The 18,124-nt window shown below is 68.4% G+C and carries 16 protein-coding genes and 1 pseudogene; 7 read left to right on the top strand and 10 right to left on the bottom strand.

Annotation, left to right across the window (positions count from 1 at the left end; translation table 11 throughout):
* Positions 1-134: 134 nt before the first annotated feature.
* A complete protein-coding gene (locus ACFWXQ_RS26365; protein ID WP_383953488.1) occupies positions 135-1,487 on the bottom strand; it encodes an MFS transporter in 1,353 nt (450 codons plus the stop codon).
* A 233-nt stretch (positions 1,488-1,720) separates the two neighbouring features.
* Positions 1,721-2,386, bottom strand: a complete 666-nt coding sequence (locus tag ACFWXQ_RS26360) for a TetR/AcrR family transcriptional regulator (RefSeq protein WP_362088427.1) — start codon at positions 2,384-2,386, stop codon at positions 1,721-1,723.
* A 165-nt stretch (positions 2,387-2,551) separates the two neighbouring features.
* Between ACFWXQ_RS26360 and ACFWXQ_RS26355 the strand changes: the two genes are divergently transcribed.
* The 4 genes from ACFWXQ_RS26355 (at position 2,552) to ACFWXQ_RS26340 (ending at position 8,143) form a co-directional block, all read left to right on the top strand.
* Positions 2,552-3,454 carry a shikimate dehydrogenase gene (locus tag ACFWXQ_RS26355; RefSeq protein WP_383953492.1) on the top strand — a complete coding sequence of 301 codons (903 nt, stop codon included), beginning with the start codon at positions 2,552-2,554 and terminating at the stop codon, positions 3,452-3,454.
* A gap of 137 nt (positions 3,455-3,591) precedes the next feature.
* Positions 3,592-5,388 carry a bifunctional sugar phosphate isomerase/epimerase/4-hydroxyphenylpyruvate dioxygenase family protein gene (locus ACFWXQ_RS26350; protein ID WP_383953486.1) on the top strand — a complete coding sequence of 599 codons (1,797 nt, stop codon included), beginning with the start codon at positions 3,592-3,594 and terminating at the stop codon, positions 5,386-5,388.
* 299 nt (positions 5,389-5,687) lie between these two features.
* Positions 5,688-7,169 carry an APC family permease gene (locus ACFWXQ_RS26345; protein WP_383953484.1) on the top strand — a complete coding sequence of 494 codons (1,482 nt, stop codon included), beginning with the start codon at positions 5,688-5,690 and terminating at the stop codon, positions 7,167-7,169.
* An 11-nt stretch (positions 7,170-7,180) separates the two neighbouring features.
* The gene (locus ACFWXQ_RS26340) at positions 7,181-8,143 is read left to right on the top strand and encodes a hypothetical protein (protein WP_383953482.1); all 963 of its coding nucleotides are present in this window, start codon (positions 7,181-7,183) and stop codon (positions 8,141-8,143) included.
* A gap of 273 nt (positions 8,144-8,416) precedes the next feature.
* Here ACFWXQ_RS26340 and ACFWXQ_RS26335 read toward each other — a convergent pair whose 3' ends face one another.
* The 3 genes and pseudogenes from ACFWXQ_RS26335 to ACFWXQ_RS26325 form a co-directional block, all read right to left on the bottom strand.
* The gene (locus ACFWXQ_RS26335) at positions 8,417-8,818 is read right to left on the bottom strand and encodes a hypothetical protein (protein ID WP_383953480.1); all 402 of its coding nucleotides are present in this window, start codon (positions 8,816-8,818) and stop codon (positions 8,417-8,419) included.
* A gap of 167 nt (positions 8,819-8,985) precedes the next feature.
* A pseudogene (locus ACFWXQ_RS26330) lies at positions 8,986-9,721 on the bottom strand (transposase); the annotation flags it as partial.
* 127 nt (positions 9,722-9,848) lie between these two features.
* A complete protein-coding gene (locus tag ACFWXQ_RS26325) occupies positions 9,849-10,217 on the bottom strand; it encodes a hypothetical protein (RefSeq protein ID WP_383953478.1) in 369 nt (122 codons plus the stop codon).
* A gap of 171 nt (positions 10,218-10,388) precedes the next feature.
* Here ACFWXQ_RS26325 and ACFWXQ_RS26320 point away from each other — a divergent pair, with 171 nt between their 5' ends.
* The gene (locus ACFWXQ_RS26320; RefSeq protein WP_383953476.1) at positions 10,389-10,916 is read left to right on the top strand and encodes a SigE family RNA polymerase sigma factor; all 528 of its coding nucleotides are present in this window, start codon (positions 10,389-10,391) and stop codon (positions 10,914-10,916) included.
* Positions 10,906-11,499, top strand: coding sequence for a hypothetical protein (locus ACFWXQ_RS26315; protein WP_383953474.1), 594 nt, complete (start codon positions 10,906-10,908; stop codon positions 11,497-11,499). The genes ACFWXQ_RS26320 and ACFWXQ_RS26315 overlap by 11 nt, the downstream gene beginning before the upstream one ends.
* Positions 11,500-11,722: 223 nt before the next feature.
* On the opposite strand, the gene ACFWXQ_RS26310 is transcribed toward ACFWXQ_RS26315, so the two are convergent.
* Both ACFWXQ_RS26310 and ACFWXQ_RS26305 read right to left on the bottom strand, forming a co-directional pair.
* Positions 11,723-12,610 (bottom strand): helix-turn-helix transcriptional regulator, encoded by an 888-nt coding sequence (locus tag ACFWXQ_RS26310; protein WP_386269304.1) that lies wholly within the window; start codon positions 12,608-12,610, stop codon positions 11,723-11,725.
* Positions 12,611-12,651: 41 nt separating this feature from the next.
* The gene (locus ACFWXQ_RS26305) at positions 12,652-13,473 is read right to left on the bottom strand and encodes an SDR family oxidoreductase (RefSeq protein ID WP_383953473.1); all 822 of its coding nucleotides are present in this window, start codon (positions 13,471-13,473) and stop codon (positions 12,652-12,654) included.
* Positions 13,474-13,810: 337 nt separating this feature from the next.
* On the opposite strand from ACFWXQ_RS26305, the gene ACFWXQ_RS26300 reads away from it, so the two are divergent.
* Positions 13,811-14,059, top strand: a complete 249-nt coding sequence (locus tag ACFWXQ_RS26300) for a hypothetical protein (protein ID WP_383955113.1) — start codon at positions 13,811-13,813, stop codon at positions 14,057-14,059.
* Between the two features lie 222 nt (positions 14,060-14,281).
* Here ACFWXQ_RS26300 and ACFWXQ_RS26295 read toward each other — a convergent pair whose 3' ends face one another.
* Genes ACFWXQ_RS26295 through ACFWXQ_RS26285 form a run of 3 tightly spaced genes read right to left on the bottom strand, consistent with a single transcriptional unit; the run spans position 14,282 to position 18,019 of the window.
* A complete protein-coding gene (locus tag ACFWXQ_RS26295) occupies positions 14,282-16,123 on the bottom strand; it encodes a hypothetical protein (RefSeq protein ID WP_383955111.1) in 1,842 nt (613 codons plus the stop codon).
* 5 nt (positions 16,124-16,128) lie between these two features.
* Entirely contained in the window at positions 16,129-17,016 is an 888-nt protein-coding gene (locus ACFWXQ_RS26290) for a carbohydrate ABC transporter permease (RefSeq protein ID WP_055613697.1), read from the bottom strand.
* Between the two features lie 25 nt (positions 17,017-17,041).
* Positions 17,042-18,019 (bottom strand): carbohydrate ABC transporter permease, encoded by a 978-nt coding sequence (locus ACFWXQ_RS26285; protein ID WP_383955108.1) that lies wholly within the window; start codon positions 18,017-18,019, stop codon positions 17,042-17,044.
* Between the last annotated feature and the right edge of the window lie 105 nt (positions 18,020-18,124).

Below are 18,124 nucleotides of genomic sequence, written 5' to 3'. Positions count from 1 at the left end.
TGGGTACCCAGGGGCGCGGGGAACTGCGCGACCAGCCCCCACCGGGCCCGCACCCGAAATCGCTACGGACGGGGTCTGGGGCGGAGCCCCAGAAGGACGGGATCGGGTAGGGGCGGCGGGGGCGAGTGAGTGGGTCAGGCCGACACCGGTTCGCGGCCCGGTGACTCCTGGGGGAGCCGCTCGCCGAGGCGTTCCGTCGGCACCCGGTGCGTTTCGCGGGCCGTGAGTGCCGCGATCACCGGCGGGACGCACAGCGCGGCGGTGAACAACGCCACCGACGCCCAGTCGTCACCGTCCGGGCCGGCGATCTGCGCGGCGAAGGTCACCGCGAAACCGGCGATCGCGAAGCCGATCTGTGTGCCGATGGCCATGCCGGAGAGGCGGACCCGGGTGGAGAACATCTCGCCGTAGAAGGACGGCCAGACGCCGTTCGCGGCGCTGTAGACGACACCGAAGGTGACAATGCCGAGGACCATGATCAGCGGGTACGAGCCCGTGGAGATCGCCCACAGATAGGCGACCATCAGCACGCCACTGCCCGCGGCGCCGATCAGGAAGACGGGACGGCGGCCGATGCGGTCGGACAGGGTGGCCCAGAGGGGGATGGCGACCAGGGCGACCAGGTTGGCGAGTGCGCCCACCCACAGCATCGACGTCCGGTCCATGCCGACCGAGTCGCTGGTCGCGTACGACAGTGCCCACACCGTGAAGATCGTGCTGACCGAGGCGACGAGCGCGGCGGCGACCACCCTGAGGACGTCCGCCCAGTGGTCCCGCAGCAGCACGGCGAGCGGCATCTTCGCGACACCCTCGGTGGCGGCCTGCTGGGTGAAGGTCGGTGTCTCTTCGAGGGTGCGGCGGATGACGTAGCCGACGACGGCGACCGCGATGCTCATCCAGAACGGGACCCGCCAGCCCCAGGAGAGCAGCTGGTCCTCGGGGAGCGCGGCGACCGGGATGAACACCAGCGTGGCGAGGAGCTGGCCGCCCTGCGTGCCGCTGAGCGTGAAGCTGGTGAAGAAGCCGCGTTTGTCCGGTGGCGCGTGCTCCAGTGACATGGAGTTCGCGCTGGCCTGCTCGCCGGCGGCCGAGATGCCCTGCAGGACACGGCAGATCACCAGGAGCACCGGGGCCAGCGTGCCGACCTGGTCGCGCGTCGGCAGACAGCCGATGAGGAACGTCGAGAACCCCATCAGGATCAGCGTGAAGACCATGATCTTCTTGCGGCCGACCTTGTCGCCGAAGTGGCCGAGGAACAGCGCGCCGACCGGCCTGGCCGCGTACGCGACGCCGAACGTGGCCAGCGACAGCAGGGTCGCGGTGGCCGGGTCCGACTCGTCGAAGAAGACCTCGGGGAAGATCAGCGCAGCCGCGCTGCCGTAGATGAAGAAGTCGTAGTACTCCAGCGCGCTGCCGATCCAGGCGGCCGTCGCAGCCTTCTTTGGCTGGCCGGGTGGCGCGTCGAGGGGCGCTGCGGGGACGGACACGGCTTGCTCCTTCGGGGGAACTCCAACGTAGGCGGAGTGAGCGGAGGGGGAGAAGTGCCGGATCCCTGGGGTGACGGGACGGCCGCGCCGGGGGCTACCCGGCTAATTAACCCACTGGATAGTTAGTAGCGGTTGGCTACGGATGTTGCGCTCACGTTTCCCGGGTGTCAAGAGGTCGTACCGAAGGATCTTGCGGTGCCCTGTCCGCGTCCCGCCCGCACCGCGCCGGGCTCTCAGTCCGTCGAGCGGTCCGCCGTCAGATAGGCGATGACCATGTCGCCCAGCATGTTCCGGTAGTGCTCGCGCTGGGCGGGGTCGACCAGGTCGCGGCCGAACAGGGCCCCGAAGGTGTGCCGGTTGGCGACCCGGAAGAAGCAGAACGAACTGATCATCGCGTGCAGGTCGACGGCGTCCACGTCGGCCGTGAAGAGGCCCGACTCCTGCCCCGACTCCAGGATGCGGCGGATCACGTCCAGGGCGGGCGAGCCGATCTTGCCGAGCTTCTCGGAGGCGGCGATGTGCTCGGCCCCATGGATGTTCTCGATGCTGACCAGGCGGATGAAGTCGGGGTGCGCCTCGTGGTGGTCGAAGGTCAGCTCGGCCAGCCGCCGGATCGCCGCGACCGGGTCCAGGTGCTCCACGTCGAGCCCCTGCTCGGCCTGGCGGATGACGGTGTACGCGCGTTCCAATACGGCGGTGAACAGCTGGTCCTTGCCGCCGAAGTAGTAGTAGATCATCCGCTTCGTGGTCCGGGTGCGGGCGGCGATCTCGTCGACCCGGGCCCCGTCGTAGCCGGCCCGGGCGAACTCGTGCGTGGCGACGTCGAGGATCTCGGCCTGGGTGCGGGCGGCGTCACGGATGCGCCCGTTCGGTCGTGCCGGTTCTTCGACGCTGGTCATCGGGCTTCCTTCGGGCGAGGGGCGTGTGCCCGAGATTCTAGAAGCAGGCGCCGGTAGGGGGTTCCGGGTTGTCGGCCGGGCCTTCCCGTGGCCCGCGGATGCTGGTATAGCTAACGTACTAGTTCGTACATTAGTGAGCCGCTCTGGAGGTCCGCCGTGGTCGCCCTGGTCAAGGACTCGTATCTCGTCGGACTGATCGGCGCCGGGATCGGCCCGTCGCTCAGCCCGGCACTGCACGAGCGGGAGGCCGACCGGCAGGGCCTGCGCTATCTGTACCGGCTGATCGACATCGACGCGCTCGGTGTCGGGCCGGAGGCGGTCGGGGATCTGGTGCGCGCCGCCCGTGACCTGGGCTTCGACGGGCTGAACATCACGCATCCCTGCAAGCAGCTCGTCATCGAGCATCTGGACGCGCTCGCGCCGCAGGCCGAGGCGCTCGGTGCGGTGAACACCGTCGTGTTCGAGGGTGGGCGGGCGGTCGGGCACAACACCGATGTCACGGGGTTCGCCGCCTCGTTCGCCCGTGGGCTGCCGGACGCTCCGCTGGAGCGGGTCGTGCAGTTGGGTGCGGGCGGGGCGGGGGCGGCCGTCGCGCACGCCATGCTCACGCTCGGGGCCGGACACGTCACCGTCGTGGACGCCCTGCCGGACCGGTCGGCCGACCTTGCCGCCTCGCTGAACCGGCACTTCGGTGCGGGGCGGGCCGCCGCGGCGGGCCCGGAGCGGTTGGCGGCGCTGCTCGGCGGTGCGGACGGGATCGTGCACGCCACGCCGACGGGGATGGCCGCGCATCCCGGGCTGCCGCTTCCCGGTGGGTTGTTGCATCCCGGGTTGTGGGTGGCCGAGGTGGTGTACCGGCCGTTGGAGACCGAGTTGCTGCGTGCCGCCCGGGGGGTGGGGTGTGTGGTGCTCGATGGCGGGGGGATGGCTGCGTTTCAGGCCGCGGACGCGTTTCGGCTGTTCACGGGGCGGGAGCCGGGCGCTTCGCGGATGTTGGCGGATATTGCGGAGTTGGCCGGGGTGGCCGGGGCCGCGGGTGCCGCGGGTGCCGCGGGGGCGCGGGGTTGAGGGCGCCTTGGGGGTGGGGGGCTTGGCGTGTTGGGCGGGTGCGGGTCGTCGTGGGCTGATCGCGCAGTTCCCCGCGCCCCTGAAGGGGCGCCTGTCCTCGACTCGTTCATAGAGGTTCAGCACCGAAGGAGGTCGTCATGCGTACGTCCATTGCCACCGTCTCTCTCAGTGGGGCCCTTACCGAGAAGCTCACGGCCGCGGCGCGGGCGGGGTTCGACGGGGTCGAGATCTTCGAGAACGACCTGCTCGCCAGTCCCCTCACGCCCGAGGAAGTGCGGGCCCGCTGTGCCGATCTCGGGCTGAGTATCGATCTCTACCAGCCGATGCGTGACATCGAGGCGGTGCCGTCGGAGGAGTTCGCGCGGAATCTGCGGCGGGCCGAGCACAAGTTCCGGCTGATGGAGCGGCTCGGGGCCGACACCGTGCTCGTGTGCTCCAGCGTGTCGCCGCTCGCCGAGGACGACGACGCGCTGGCCGCGTTCCAGCTGCGGCGGCTCGCCGAACTGGCCGAGGGGTTCGGCATCCGTGTCGCGTACGAGGCGTTGGCGTGGGGCCGGCACGTCAGTACGTACGACCATGCCTGGCGCATCGTCGAGGCCGCCGATCATCCCGCGCTCGGGACGTGCCTGGACAGTTTTCACATCCTGGCCCGCGGGTCCGACCCCAAGGGAATCGAGGACATCCCCGGGGAGAAGATCTTCTTCCTGCAGCTGGCCGACGCGCCGCTGATGGCGATGGACGTGCTGCAGTGGAGCCGCCACTACCGCTGTTTCCCCGGGCAGGGCGGCTTCGACGTCGCCGGGCTCGTCGGCCATGTGATGCGTGCCGGATACGAAGGACCGCTCTCGCTGGAGGTGTTCAACGACGTGTTCCGGCAGGCGGAGGCCGGGCCCACCGCCGTCGACGCGTTGCGTTCACTGCTCGTGCTCCAGGAGAGCGTCGGGCTCAGCGAGCTGCCCGCCCCCGTCGTACCAACCGGCATCGCCTTCGCCGAACTGGTCACCCCCGATGTCGAACCGCTGTCGGAGATCCTCGAAGCGCTCGGCTTCGCCCGCACGGCCCGGCACCGCAGCAAGCCGGTCGACCTGTGGCAGCAGGGCGAGGCCCGGCTGCTGCTCAACACCGGCCCGGCCGCACGACGGGACGGTACGCAGCTGGCCGCCGTCGGTCTGGAGTCCCCGGATCCGGCGGGCGCCGCCCGGCGGGCCGAGGCCCTGCTCGCTCCTGTGCTGCCGCGCCGGCGCGCCCCCGAGGACGCCCCGCTGGACGCGGTCGCCGCACCCGACGGCACGGAACTCTTCTTCTGCGCCACGGACCGTCCCGAACTTCCCAGCTGGACCGGCGACTTCGAGCCCGTCGCGCACAAGTCGCCCGTCGCCGGGGGCGTGCACCGCATCGACCACCTGGCCCTCACCCAGCCCTGGCACCAGTTCGACGAGGCGGCCCTCTTCCATCACAGCGTCCTCGGGCTCGGCGCGCAGGAGAGCGTGGACGTCGCCGACCCGTACGGACTGCTGCGCAGCCGCGCCGTCACCAACGCCGACGGCAATGTGCGGATCGCCCTCGGTGTCGGCGCGGCCCCGAGCGCCGACGAGGGCGGCCGCGCCCAGCACATCGCCCTCGCGACCGACGACATCGTCACCGCGGCCCGCCGGTTCCGGGACGCGGGCGGCCGCCTGCTGCCGATCCCCGCGAACTACTACGACGACCTTGAGGCCAAGTACGAGCTTGCCGACCGCGAGCTGGAGGCGTACCGCGAACTCGGCATCCTCTACGACCGGGACGCGGACGGCGCCTTCCGGCACTGCTACACGGAGACGATCGGCCGCGTCTTCTTCGAGCTGGTCCAGCGCGACGCGGGCCACCGCGGCTATGGCGCGCAGAACGCCCCGGTACGGCTGGCCGCCCAGCACGTACGGCGGCCGGTGCGCTGACTCCACACCGGGGAGCGTTCTCTCACCGGATTCTCAACCTCCGCCAGGCCGGGCCCGATTGCACGGGTCCGGCCTGCGGCATGCGCTAGCACCGACCATCGGCAGTATGCAAGGAGGCGGACATTACCCACGAGTTGACATTGAAACATCAAGAGTCGCCGCTATCATCACTCCACTACGGAGCGACCGTCCGCCGACCACCACCACGGCTGCACGGAATCGGCCGCATCTCCCACTTACACCTGGCGCGGTCGGGCATGCCCGACCGCACTTCGTGCAGGACGGAAAGCAGCGCATCCATGGGCAACAACAGGGGCAGAGGGCTCCAGGCCAATGTCCTCGGCACGTTCGACACGGTTGTGATGGCGGTCGCCGGCAGTGCCCCGGCGTACTCGCTCGCCGCGACCACCGCGGTCCTCGTCGGCGCGGTGGGCCTGGCCAGCCCCGCGGCGCTGCTGTACTGCGCGATACCCATGCTGGGCATAGCCCTGGCCTTCAGCTATCTCAGCCGGATCGACACCAACGCGGGCGCCAGCTACTCCTGGGTCGGCCGCACGCTCCACCCCTTCCTCGGCTTCATCAGCGGCTGGGCGCTGGTCGTCTCGGCCACCATCTTCATGGTCGCCGGTTCGCTGCCCGCCGGTTCGATGACGCTGTCCCTCTTCGACGAGGGGCTCGCGGACAACACGGCCCTGGCCACCCTGGTCGGCGCGGCCTGGTTCGTCGCCATGCTGCTCGTCGTGCTGGGCGGCGCCCGGCTCACCGTCCGCGCCCAGCTGATCATGTCCGGTGTCGAGCTCGCCATCCTGGCTCTCTTCGCCGTCGGAGCCGTGCTCCACACCGACAATGCCCGGCCCTTCGACTGGTCCTGGCTCGGCTTCAGCCACTTCGACGGGGTGAGCGGCTTCGCGTCCGGCGCCCTCATCGCCGCCTTCTACTACTGGGGCTGGGACGTCACCTCCAACCTCAGCGAGGAGACCAAGGACAGCCGCCGCACCACGGGCCTCGCGGGCCTGATCGGCGTGGGCATCGTCTTCCTCCTCTTCGAGGCCTTCACCATCGCGGTGAACGTCATCCTGTCCTCGCAGCAGATCCAGGAGAACGACGCCAACGTCCTCGCGGTGCTCGGCGAGGAGATCTGGCCGGGCTGGGGCGGCAAGCTGCTGATCGTCTCCGTGATGCTGTCCACCATCGCCACCCTGGAGACCACGCTCATCCAGGTCACGCGCTCGCTGTTCGCGATGGGCCGCGACCACACGATGCCCAGCGCCCTGGGCAAGGTGCACCGCACCTGGAACACCCCGTACGTCGCCATCATCGTGGTCGGCACGGTGGCACTGCTGATGCTCGTGGCCTCCAACGCCCTCGGCAGCGTCGGCGACATCCTGGAGAACGCCATCGCCGCGATCGGCCTCCAGATCGCCGTCTACTACGGACTCGCGGGTCTCGCGGTCGTCGTCGCGTACCGCAAGATGCTGCTGAAGTCGCCGTCCAACTTCCTCTTCGGCGGGCTGTGGCCCTTCCTCGGCGCCCTGTTCATGTTCTGGATCTTCATCGAGTCGCTGAGCAATCTGAGCAACGCCTCGATCGCCATCGGCATCGGCGGTCTGGCCGTCGGACTCGTCCCCATGTTCTGGTACTGGCGCCAGGGCAGCGACTACTACCGGCCGGCGGACCTGGACGCCAGCGACGTGGTCGAGACGGACTACATCCCCGACGGCTACACCGCCGCGGAGGCGGAACGTTCCCGCGTCCACGAGGGTCTCCCCACCGACTTCTGAGAGGGGCCCCGATGGCGAGAGACCGTTTCAAGCCCGAGTTCGACCCCGACTGCGGGGACGCGCCCCTCACCTCCGCGAAACAGGACATCGTCATCGGCCGCTGGCAGGGCCTGCGGGAGCTGCTGCGGACCACCGGCCCCGCGTGGCTTGCGAGGGGCCACCGGATGCGGCTGCTCGCGCAGGCCTGCGCGAGCACCTCGACGGCCGAGTCCTGGCTGGCCGCCGAGCCCCACAGCGGTGACGCGCTGGTGCTGCGGGCCGCGACCGAGACGGCACGGGCCTTCAACCTGGCCATCGCCGCGGGCCGGGGTGTCCCCATCGACCTCAACCGCGTCGACGGCGCGGTCATGGCCTGCCTCCAGGCCGCCGAGGCGTCCGGCGACGACCCCACTCCGTGGATCTCCCTCATCGCCGTCGCGCGGCTCTATCCCACCGGGGTGCGCCGCCAGGAGCTGGGGCGCTGGTGGGACGAGTTGCACGCGCGCGACCCGTACAGCGTGGAGGGGCATCTCCAGGTGCTGCACTACTACTCGGCGCGCTGGCACGGTACGCACGGCGTGATGTACGACTTCGCCCGGGACGCGGCCGGTGTGGCTCCGCCGGGGTGTGCGCTGCCGGTTCTCGTGCAGTTCGCACGGGTGGAGGAGTACCGGTACATCCTGGAGGGGGCGAAGGGGCAGCAGGGGTCTCTGACCGGGGTCAGTCAGCACTGGAACCATGACGGGGCCATCAGTGATGTGCGGCGCACCTGGCAGCGGTGGATCACGGGGCGCCCCGATGCTCCCGTCGAGCCGGGCGAAATACACCAGCTCAACCACCTCACGCATGCCGCGTGTCACGCCGGGGTGCCGGACATCACCGCCTCGCTGTTCCGGCTCATCGGGCGCCGTGCCACGCGGACGCCGTGGTCCTACACGGGCGATCCGGAAAAGCAGCTCACCCGCTGGCACAACAACCCGAAACACCGCGCGTGACGGTTTTCGCCCCCGCCGCCCCTACCCATTCCCGTCCCTTTCCGGGGGGGCAGCCCCCGAACCCCCAGAAGATTGCGCAGTTCCCCGCGCCCCTTTAAGGGGCGCGCCTCTCCGGCGTTTGAGGAGCGGGGGTTCGGGGGCGATTCACTTCTTAAATGCGGGTAGCCCCTGACCTGCGAAAACGAGGTCTTTGAGGGCCGCTTGAGCGTCCGTGACTGTTGCGGCGCCGTGACCAGGGTAAATGGCCTCTCCTTGGTTGGCCCCTTACGGCAGTCACATGCCCGCATGCCTGAGAAGGGTCACCAGGTCCGCGTCACGTACTCCAGTGACCCCTTGGGGGTGTTTGTTGCTGAGGTCTGCGAGCCGCACGGGGTTGCGGTACAAAGCACGCGTCGCGTTGAGGTTCGGCACAGCGGCGAACTCCCACAGGTACCCGTCAGGGTCATCGCGGATCTCGTCCGGTTTGCCCTTCACTTCGTGCATGGCAGTGACGATGCCATCGGGAAGTTTGAGGTAAACCCAGAGACGGTCACCGGGTTCGACGTGGCGCTTCATCTTCAGTCCCCAGAACGACGCTTCCCCTGCCTCAGCCTGCATCAGGTAGCGGTCCCGCGTGGGCGGCACCCCGTCCCTGTCCGCCTTCCTCGGGTCCACCGCGTACATCCATTCCCGCATTGCGTCGACGTCCCCTCTCGCATGGTTCTCTGCGCCCATTGAACCGCGCAGACTCAAAGTGCCCCCCAACTGCGCGCCTTGCTAGCACAGTTGGCCTCGATCGTTCATGAGTCCCCGTCAGCTTGCTGATGGGGACTTTGTGTCTGTGCGGTGGGGCCTTTTCGGGGCTGGGTCAGGTTGTCGAGGAAGGTATGGGTGCCGTCGGCGGAGTCGGTGCGGATCAGCGTCTGGGGTCCCCGCCGCACGTGTTTCGGCAGTTGGGCCAGGGCGAGTTGGGCGGGTTCGATGTGGTCGGCGGCGGTGTTGGAGCCGGCGTTGCCGGGCCGCAGCAGCGCGGCCACCGGCTCTCCGGACCCGGCTGGGCCGTGGTCGGCGAACGCGACGAGCGGATGGTGGCCGAAGGTCTTCTTCCACGTTGGGGTGGCGTCCTGCTTCTCGGAGTGCGCAAGGACCAGCACCCCGTCGATGTCCACGATCACCTGGCCGTCAACGGCCGGACTGTCCGCGCCGGCCAACTCCCATACCCGCGTGCGTACTTCGGCCCGTGCCGTGCGGATCGCGGTGAGCGCCTTCGGTCCGGCTGAGGCGAGGGTGTCGATGAGCCGGGAGACCGTGGGGTCCGATGCCACCGGGCCGAACATGTCGGGCTCGACCCGGTGGCATGGCGACATCGGCGAGGCAGTCCCCGCCCAGAGCCGTCGCCAGCGCGACATCCAGCAGGACCTTGCCCGGGTCGTGCACCGTCCGCGGCTTGCGCCACGGCGCCATTGCCGCCGATATCGCGGTGTCCAGGCCCACCTTGCGAACCGTCTCGACCAGCAGCACTGCCCCGGCCTGCGAGACCACCCCGCTGCCACCGCCCTCGAGGCGGACACGTGGGTACACCCCGATACGTTTGCTCACCTGGAGAGTGCTTCCTTCCGTGCAGCCAACAGGACCCTAGACAGGCCCCATCGTTGCAGGTCAGAAGCACTCTCCGCTTATTTGATCAAGGACTGGGCGAGCACACCCATGAAAGATACGAGGTCGATCAGCCGTTCGGCGCGTGAGCCATCGCGATCACCTTCATCTTCAGGGTGCGCACCGCCGCGGGGTCGGTCACGGGCCGGGAAGTCTGCCCCTTGGCCGCGGCGGCCTTCTTCGCCTTCAGGACCTTCTCGGCTTCGGGGCTCGGCGTGGTGCGAGAACCCTTCTCCTTGGCCGCGGCGGCGATCACATCGGCCTTCTGCTTCTGTACGCGCGAGGAGTCGTCGTCCGTCGCGGAGTGCGAGGTCGCCGTGGCCGCGTGGACCTGCGACCCCGCCGCCACCGTAAGACTGCCGAGCGCCAAAGCGCTGACCGCGGCGGTCCTGAACGTCGTTCCCATCCTGCTCGGCTTACGGGGGGCTGCATGGCGCATGGGAGTTCCTCTGCTGTCGGTTCGACTTGGACAGCTGGACTACGCAGCGCGGGGCCCCGGACGCGACACTCGGATGCGGTGATACAGATCACAGAGAACCGCTGTAGCGGGGGATCAGCGCTCGTGCGTACTTCCCCTACAGAGGACCCCCTGGCCGTTCTGTGGACGGATATGAATGGCGGAAGAGTGGCGAGAGGCACGGCGGAAGAGGAGTTCGATGAATTTTATGCACTGGCCTACCCCAGGCTCGTTCGGCAGCTTTACGCGATGACCGGCGATCTGCCGGAGGCCCAGGATGTCGTCCAGGAGGCGTTCATAAGGGCCTGGAGCCGGCGTGGGATATTCACGAGCGACGGTTCCCAGGAGGCGTGGATCCGCACCACGGCCTGGCGGCTCGCCGTATCGCGCTTCCGGCGTCTGCGGCGCGGTGTGCAGCTCATTCAGCGCCATCACGACCAGCGCCACATCGAAGGCCCATCCGCCGAGCGCATCGCTCTCGTCGAGGCACTTCGCACTCTTCCGAAAAAGCAGAGAATTGCCGTCGTCCTCCACCACCTGTGCGACCTCAGCGTCGAGCAGATAAGTGCCGAGACGGGCTGGCCGGCCGGCAGCATCAGGGTCTGGCTGGTCCGCGGGCGCCTGTCACTCGCCCGCCACCTTTCCGCCCTGCCGGACCAGGAGGTGGACCATGTCCGGTGAGTACGAGCGTCCTGTCTGGCTTACCGAGAGCGTCGCCCAGTTGGAGAGTGTTCGGGTGGACCGGCCGGTGTCCGCACAGGAGTTGCGTCGCCGAAGCATCCGACGCCGTCAACGCCGTACCCGTTCTGCCGCCCTTGCGGCGATTGTCGTGGCGGCACTCGGTGCGGGCGTCTACTGGAATTCCGTGGGCGCGGACCGATCGGCGGAAGATCCCGCCCGCCTCGGTGAGATTTCCAAAATATCGGCGGCCCATGAGAAAATGCGGGCTTACTACTCGGTTCTGCCCGATGCCTTCGCCACCCGGCATTCGACGTCGAAGCTGCAGAAGCTGATGACCGCGTATTTCACGGACACGGCGCTGAAGCGAGAAGTTGTTCTCGAAGGCCGCGGAGCCGGCGACCTGGCGGCCACGTGTGGGGATGTGGAGGCCACCACCACCTTCACCGTCGGCGAGCCCCGTAGCGACGGGGCCAACACCGTCCGTGCACGCGTGACGAGCAACAGCGCACCGGAATCGATCGAGGTCGATTTCGATCTCCGCACCATGAGAATCTTGAGATGGTCCTGCCCCGACGGGTCCTGACCTCTGCCGGCCGTCACGGGCCGTAGGCCCCGGGTACCGGAGGGCCGGTCCCCTCAGCCCGGATCCACCGGCTTCCCATGCCGCGGCGACGGTCTCATCTGCGTTCGATGATCCGAACCTGATCGCGTACGGCGGGCTGGAGCCGGTGGTGCGGCCGGCCGAGCGGTGCGGTCTGCCCACGCTGGTCGGGGAGACGGACCCTGGTACGGCTGAAGGGGTTGGACTATCCGTTGTGTGCTTCGAGCTCGGTCGCCAGCGTCTGTTGGGTGGCCGCCCACGACGCCAGGAGCGCCAAATTGTCGGCGGTCGGTGTGCCCGCGGGTGCGGTGTAGACGTTGAGGTGCAGGCCGGGTTCGGCGGGCAGTTCCATGGACTCGACGTCCAAGTCGAGCTGGCCCACGATCGGATGGTGCATACGCTTACGGCCGGACCGGTGCAGCCGCACGTCCTGAGATGCCCACCGCTGCCGAAATAGCTCACTGCACGTTGACAGTTCGCCGACCAGGGCGATCAGCTCCTCGTCGTGCGGATTGCGGCCGGCTGCCATGCGCAGCTTCGCAGCCACGGCACCGGCGACTTGGTCGTAATCGACAAAGAAATCTCTGGCCGCCTCGGGCTTCAGATAGACGAACCGCGCTGTGTTCGCGGGCCGTCGCGAATCGGCCAGCACCGGTGAATACAGCGCGCGAGCGAGTTGATTCATGGCGAGCACGTCATAACGGCCGTTACCGATCCAGGCCGGCGCATCGGAGATCGCGTCGAGCACCTGCTGCAGCGTCGAACGCACCGCGACGGCAGGCCTGCGCCGGCGTGGGCTGCGGGGCGCCCTCGATTGGCGCGCGAGGTGGAACAGGTGGTCGCGCTCGGCCTCGTCGAGTTGCAAGGCAGAGGCCAACGCGTCGAGCACTCCGTCGGAGGCACCGGCGAGGCTGCCGCGCTCCATGCGCACGTAGTAGTCGACCGATACCCCCGCGAGTAGCGCGACCTCCTCGCGGCGCAGACCTTTGACCCGGCGGTGGTTGCCGCCGTAAGCGGGCAGGCCCGCCTGCTCGGGTGCGATGCGGGCACGACGCGAGCTGAGAAACTCCCGGATCTCGGTGCGTGGATCCATCGTGACCATCCCCCTACCCTAGGCCCGTTCAGCCGTACTGGTCAGTGGCCCATGACAGGGGGGGTACCCGTTGCAGTCGTCGCGGTGCCGCCATCTACCGGGATGATGGCGCCCGTGAGGTAGGACCCAGCCCGGCTGGCGAGAAACACGGTGGCACCCGCCATGTCGTCGTCGCGGCCGAGCCGGCGCAGTGGGGCCGCCGCCGCGATCTTGTCGCCGATGGCATCGAGCGTGGCCCCCATCATCTGCGACGGGAAGACTCCCGGTGCTACCGCGTTCACCGTGACGTGCTGTGGGCCCAGCTCCCGGGCAAGCACTCTGGTGAGCTGATGGAGAGCCGCTTTGCTGCTGGAGTACGAGTAGGTGGGCGCCTGGGCGACGTGGATGGCGGCGATACTGCCGATGTTGATGATCCGTGCCGGATCATCGGCGGTTCCCGCCCTGCGAAGTGCGGGAAGCAGTGCCTGCACCAGCCAGAACGGCGACTTGAGGTTGAGGTCGAGCACTGCATCCCAGGCCTCGTCCGGGAACGTCTCCAGCGGCTCGCTACGCATCGCTCCCGCGTTGTTGACGAGGATGTCCAGGCGTTCCGAGTCGGCCATGACAAGATCAGCGAGGCGCCGGCACTCGTCGTGCCTGGACAGGTCGGCGGGCATTGCTTGGACGTCGCCGAATTCGGATAGCAGCTGCTGTGCCTCCGCGCACGTATCCGCATTGCGTGAGCTGATGACGACGCGGGCGCCCGCCTGGAGAAGGCCGCGCGCAATCATCATCCCAATGCCCTTGGTGCCGCCAGTGACAAGTGCGTACTTCCCACTCAGATCGAAAAGTTCTGTGTGAGTGGTGAATTGGTTGTCCGTCATTGGTATCCGTCCCTTCTGTCGTGTCGGAATGTGCCGACGCGGTCACGCATTCGGGGCAGCAGCTGAATTGAGCTGATGGAGGTAAAGCTGCAGTGCGTGTCCATGGAGTGCTGTCGGCGCTTTCGACTCACGCCAGGTTGACAGGCGTTTTGGACGTCGGGGAGACCCTGGTGATACAGGTACTGTCAGAACCCCCCTTCCCTGGTGCGCTGAGTCCGGATCACCCCGGCTTGATGCCGGTGGATGGTTCACCCAGAAACGAAGAAGTGCCTTGCGAACTGCGATGATGGGGTTTTTCTAGGACCACATCAGGCACGATCGACAAGGCACTTCCGAGATGCAATCTTCCCGTGCCGCGGCGGCGGTCTCATCCGCGTTCGATGACCCGAACCTGATCGCGTACGGCGGGCTGGAGCCGGTGGTGCGGCCGGCCGAGCGGTGCGGTCTGCCCAAGCTGGCCGGCGAGCACGTCCGGCTGCCCGCCTCGAAGGACGGCACCGGCGCCTTCCCTGCGGCGAAACTGATGTGGACTTCACCCAGCTGTTCAGCACGGTGCATGCACCGCCGGCCCTCTGACGCTCCCTGACCGACCTGCCCGAAAGGGCCCGAGACCTGTGGACAGAGTGGAAGAGATTGGCAGACCAGCGGCCACCCCATGCCCGAGTCCGCAACTCAGCCCCAACACGGCCTGCACGACCCCGAAACGATCAACCGGGAATCAAGCTGGTGGACCCGGGCTGAGACAGGGACGGGAATGGGTAGGGGCGGCGGGGGCGAAAACCCTCCCCGGGCACATCCGCCGAGGAGGTCAGGTCGCCGCGGGAGTCAAAGAGAGCCGCGGCTCGCCGTGCTCATCGGCTTCGCCGAGCACCGCGGTGAAGGAGCCCGTACGCAACACCAGCCCCTCCTCCGCCCGCTCACAGACCAGGTCGAGCGGCTCGGCGGCCGCGGCACCGTAGCGCACCGCGAACACGTCGAGCCCCTCCGGCGCGTCCGGCGCGGGCCCGACCTCCAGCGCGGTCGTCGTCCGCACGTGCCGCCACCCGGCGTCAGGGTCCCCGTACCCACGCGGATCCGCGGCCAACGCGAACGCGGCCTGCTGCTGGGTGACTTCGGCGCGGGCGTCGAAGGAGTCCGGGCTGCCCTCCGCGGGGTGCGTCAGGCGCAGCTCACCGGCGGCCGCGACGAGCGGGAAGTCGCCGACCCGCCTGAACCGGTCGCCGTCCGCGGCGACATACGGCATCCCGGCGAGCAAGTACCGCTCCCCGTCGAGCCGTTCGACGACCACGGTGGTCCACAGCCGCGTGCCGTCCGTGACGTACAGCGACTGAAGATGCCGCAGGACATGGTCACGTCCGACGACGGGCTTGCTCACGAGCTTGGCCGCGAGTCCGCCGGCGCGCACGTCCGCGACCCGCACCGCCCCCATCGGACGGCACAGCAGGAAGTCGTCCGTGACGGGCCCGAATCCGTGCTGCCGGTTGACGGCGGCGGCCACGAGCGCCGTGCCGCCCACCTCGATCACCGACGGAGTCATCCGGTCGTCGAACGACACCGTGACCGTGCCGGACCGCAGTTGATGGCGGGCGGGCTCCGTGCTCGGGGTGCGGTGCCAGCTCGTGGTGTCCTGGATCTGCCAGACGAGCATGTACGCGAAGTGCCCGTCCACGCCTCCGTCGGCCCCGACCGCGTGCCGGGCCCAGCGTGTGTCACCGGCGTAGCGGCCGATGTCGGCGCCGATGCGATGGCCGAAGTACCGCAGCCCGAGGACGGATTCGAAGGCGGAGTGCTGCTCGCTGTAGCGCGGCCCGCCGATGTCGAAGCCGCTCGCGCAGACCCGCGCGTCGATGTACCTGGCGAGCGTGTCGCCGTCCTCCGCGAAGACCTCCTCGCCGCTGACCCGGTGGGCCTGGGCGAGGAAAGAGAGGGAGATCGGGCCGTAGTTGTTGTCGTAGGCGCCGCCGTGCTCGGGAGGCAGGGGCGCGCCACGGTCCCGTACACGCCGGGCGCGGATCTCGTCCGCGTACAGCCGCAGGGCCCGCTGCCGGACCGACTCGCCCTCCTCGGGCGGGAGATGGCGGGCGAGCATCAGGCCGCCGACCACGCAGCCGATGGCCTGGTTCCCCGCGTCCTGCGGGTTGAAGAACGTGGCCTCGGTGAGCCAGCGCCAGTATCCGCCCGCGACGCCCAGGAGTTCGCGGTACTGCTCCTCCTCGACGAGGCCGTCCGCCGCGTCGAGGACGTTGACGGCCTGGAGCAGCGCCCACACCGTGCTCGGCCAGTCGCCGATGGGGTGGGCGCCCGCCTCCAGCGTGTAACGGGCGTACGGCAGACCGGAGTTGCGTGCCGTCAGGTTCGGGTAGCCGGGGTTGTCCTCGGTGTAGACGCGCGAGCCCAGATGGAAGGCGAGGCTGCGGCGGACCGCCTCGGGCAGCCGCGGGTCCTTGGTGCGGTGCCAGGCCAGCGCGAGCAGGGACGTGATGCCGAGCGAGGTGTCGCCGATGTCGTCGACGGCGGCCGGGTTCTCGAGGCTGCCCTCGGGGGTGAGACGGGCCAGGGCCGTCTCGGCGACGGCGGCCAGCACCGCGTCGTACGCGGCCGGGTCATCGGGGAGGTGGTGCAACTGGCCGCGCTGGTGGGGAAGATGCACGGGATTCAGCCCTTCATGCCCGAGGTCGCCAAGCCTTCTACCAGCCTCTTCTGGAAGATGAGGAAGCAGATGAGCGTGGGCAGGAGGGCAAGAGTCGACATGGCGAACATCGCACCGTAGGAGGAGCCGCTCGTCTGGTCCATGAACAGGGTCAGGCCGAGGGGGACGGTGAACTTGTCGTTCTGCTGGAGGTAGACGAGCTGGTGGAGGAAGTCGTCGTACGTCCAGATGAAGGTGAAGATCGTGGTGGTGATCAGGGCCGGCTTCATCAGCGGCAGGATGATCTTCCAGTAGATCTGGAAGGGGTTGGCGCCGTCCATCATGGCCGCGTGGTCCAGCTCGCGCGGGATGGAGCGGATGAACTGGACCATCAGGAAGATGAAGAAGGCGTCCACCGCGAGGAACTTCGGCACGATCAGCGGCAGATAGGTGTTGATCCAGGTCAGGTTGTAGAAGATCGTGTACTGCGGGATCAGCACGGCCTGCGTGGGCAGCATCAGCGTGCCGAGCATCAGGCCGAACCAGATCTTCTTGCCGCGGAACTCGAAGCGCGCGAAGGCGTAGGCGGCCAGCGAGCAGGAGATCACGTTCCCGATCACCGCACCGATCGTGACGATCAGCGAGTTGGTGATGTAGAGGGAGAAGGAGTTGCCCGAGCCGCTCCAGCCCTCGGAGTAGTTCTCCGGGCGCACCGAGCTGGGGATGAGCCCCGGCTGGGTGAAGATCTGGGTGTCGGGCTTGAACGAACTGCTCAGCATCCACAGCAGCGGGTAGAGCATGACGATCGCCACGCCGATGAGCACGGTGTGGATGAAGATGCGGCGCGATCCGGTGGCCGAACGCAGTTTCTGCAACGGCGACTTCGGCGCGTGGGCCGAGGTGATGGCGGACATGGCTGAAGGACTCCTCGCTCAGACGTCAGTCGTCGTAGTGGACCCAGTAGCGGCTGGCGATGAAGTTGACCGCCGTGAAGCCTGCGATGACCAGGAACAGCACCCAGGCGAGAGCCGAGGCGTATCCCATTTCGAGGTCGGTGAAGCCCTTCTTGTACAGGTAGAGGGAGTACAGCATGGTCGAGTTGAGCGGTCCGCCGGAGCCGTTGCTGATGACGAAGGCGGGGGTGAACGTCTTGAACGCGTCGATGATCTGCAGGACCACGTTGAAGAAGACGATCGGGGTCAGCAGCGGCAGGGTGATCCTGAAGAACCGGGTGACGGGCGAGGCGCCGTCGATCGCGGCGGCCTCGTACACGTCCTTCGGCAGCTGCTTCAGACCGGCGAGGAAGATGACCATCGGGGTGCCGAACTGCCAGACGGCCAGCAGGATCAGCGTGTAGAGCGCGGTGTCCGGGCTGGAGATCCAGTCCTGGCCCTTGATGCCGAACCAGCCGAGGAAGTCGTTGAACAGACCGTCGCCGCCGAAGACCTGCCGCCACACGATGGCGATCGCGACCGCCCCGCCGAGCAGCGACGGCAGATAGAAGGCGGCCCGGTACAGGCCGATGCCCTTCAGGTCGCGGTTGAGCAGCATCGCCACGCCGAGCGCGAGCGCCAGCTTCAGCGGCACCGACACGACCACGTACAGCAGCGTGGCGTGCACCGAGTCCCAGAAGACCGGGTCGTCGGTGAACATCTTGCTGTAGTTGTCCGCCCCGACCCACTGCGCCGGAGTCAGCAGGTCGAAGTCGGTGAAGGACAGATACAGCGAGTCCAGCATCGGGTAGATCGTCAGGCCGAAGAGGCCGATGAACCAGGGGGCCAGGAAGGCGTACGGCCACCAGCCCCCGCCCCGCCGTCTGGCGAGGCGGCGGCGCATACGGTCGCGCTCCCGCTGGTCGGACGGGGTCGCGGGAGCAGGCTGCTCCTTCACGACCTCGTCTGTCTTCGCGGTGGTCATACTCATCTCCCTGGCCCTCTCCCGGTCTTGCAGTGGTGCGGCGCCCCGTCAGGGGCGCGGGGAACTGCGCGACCAGCCACAGCCGGCCCGCAGATCCCGACGACA

The organism is Streptomyces sp. NPDC058697 (genome assembly GCF_042715345.1).
Classification (GTDB): domain Bacteria; phylum Actinomycetota; class Actinomycetes; order Streptomycetales; family Streptomycetaceae; genus Streptomyces; species Streptomyces liliifuscus.
This window is presented reverse-complemented; position numbering and strand designations above follow the sequence as displayed.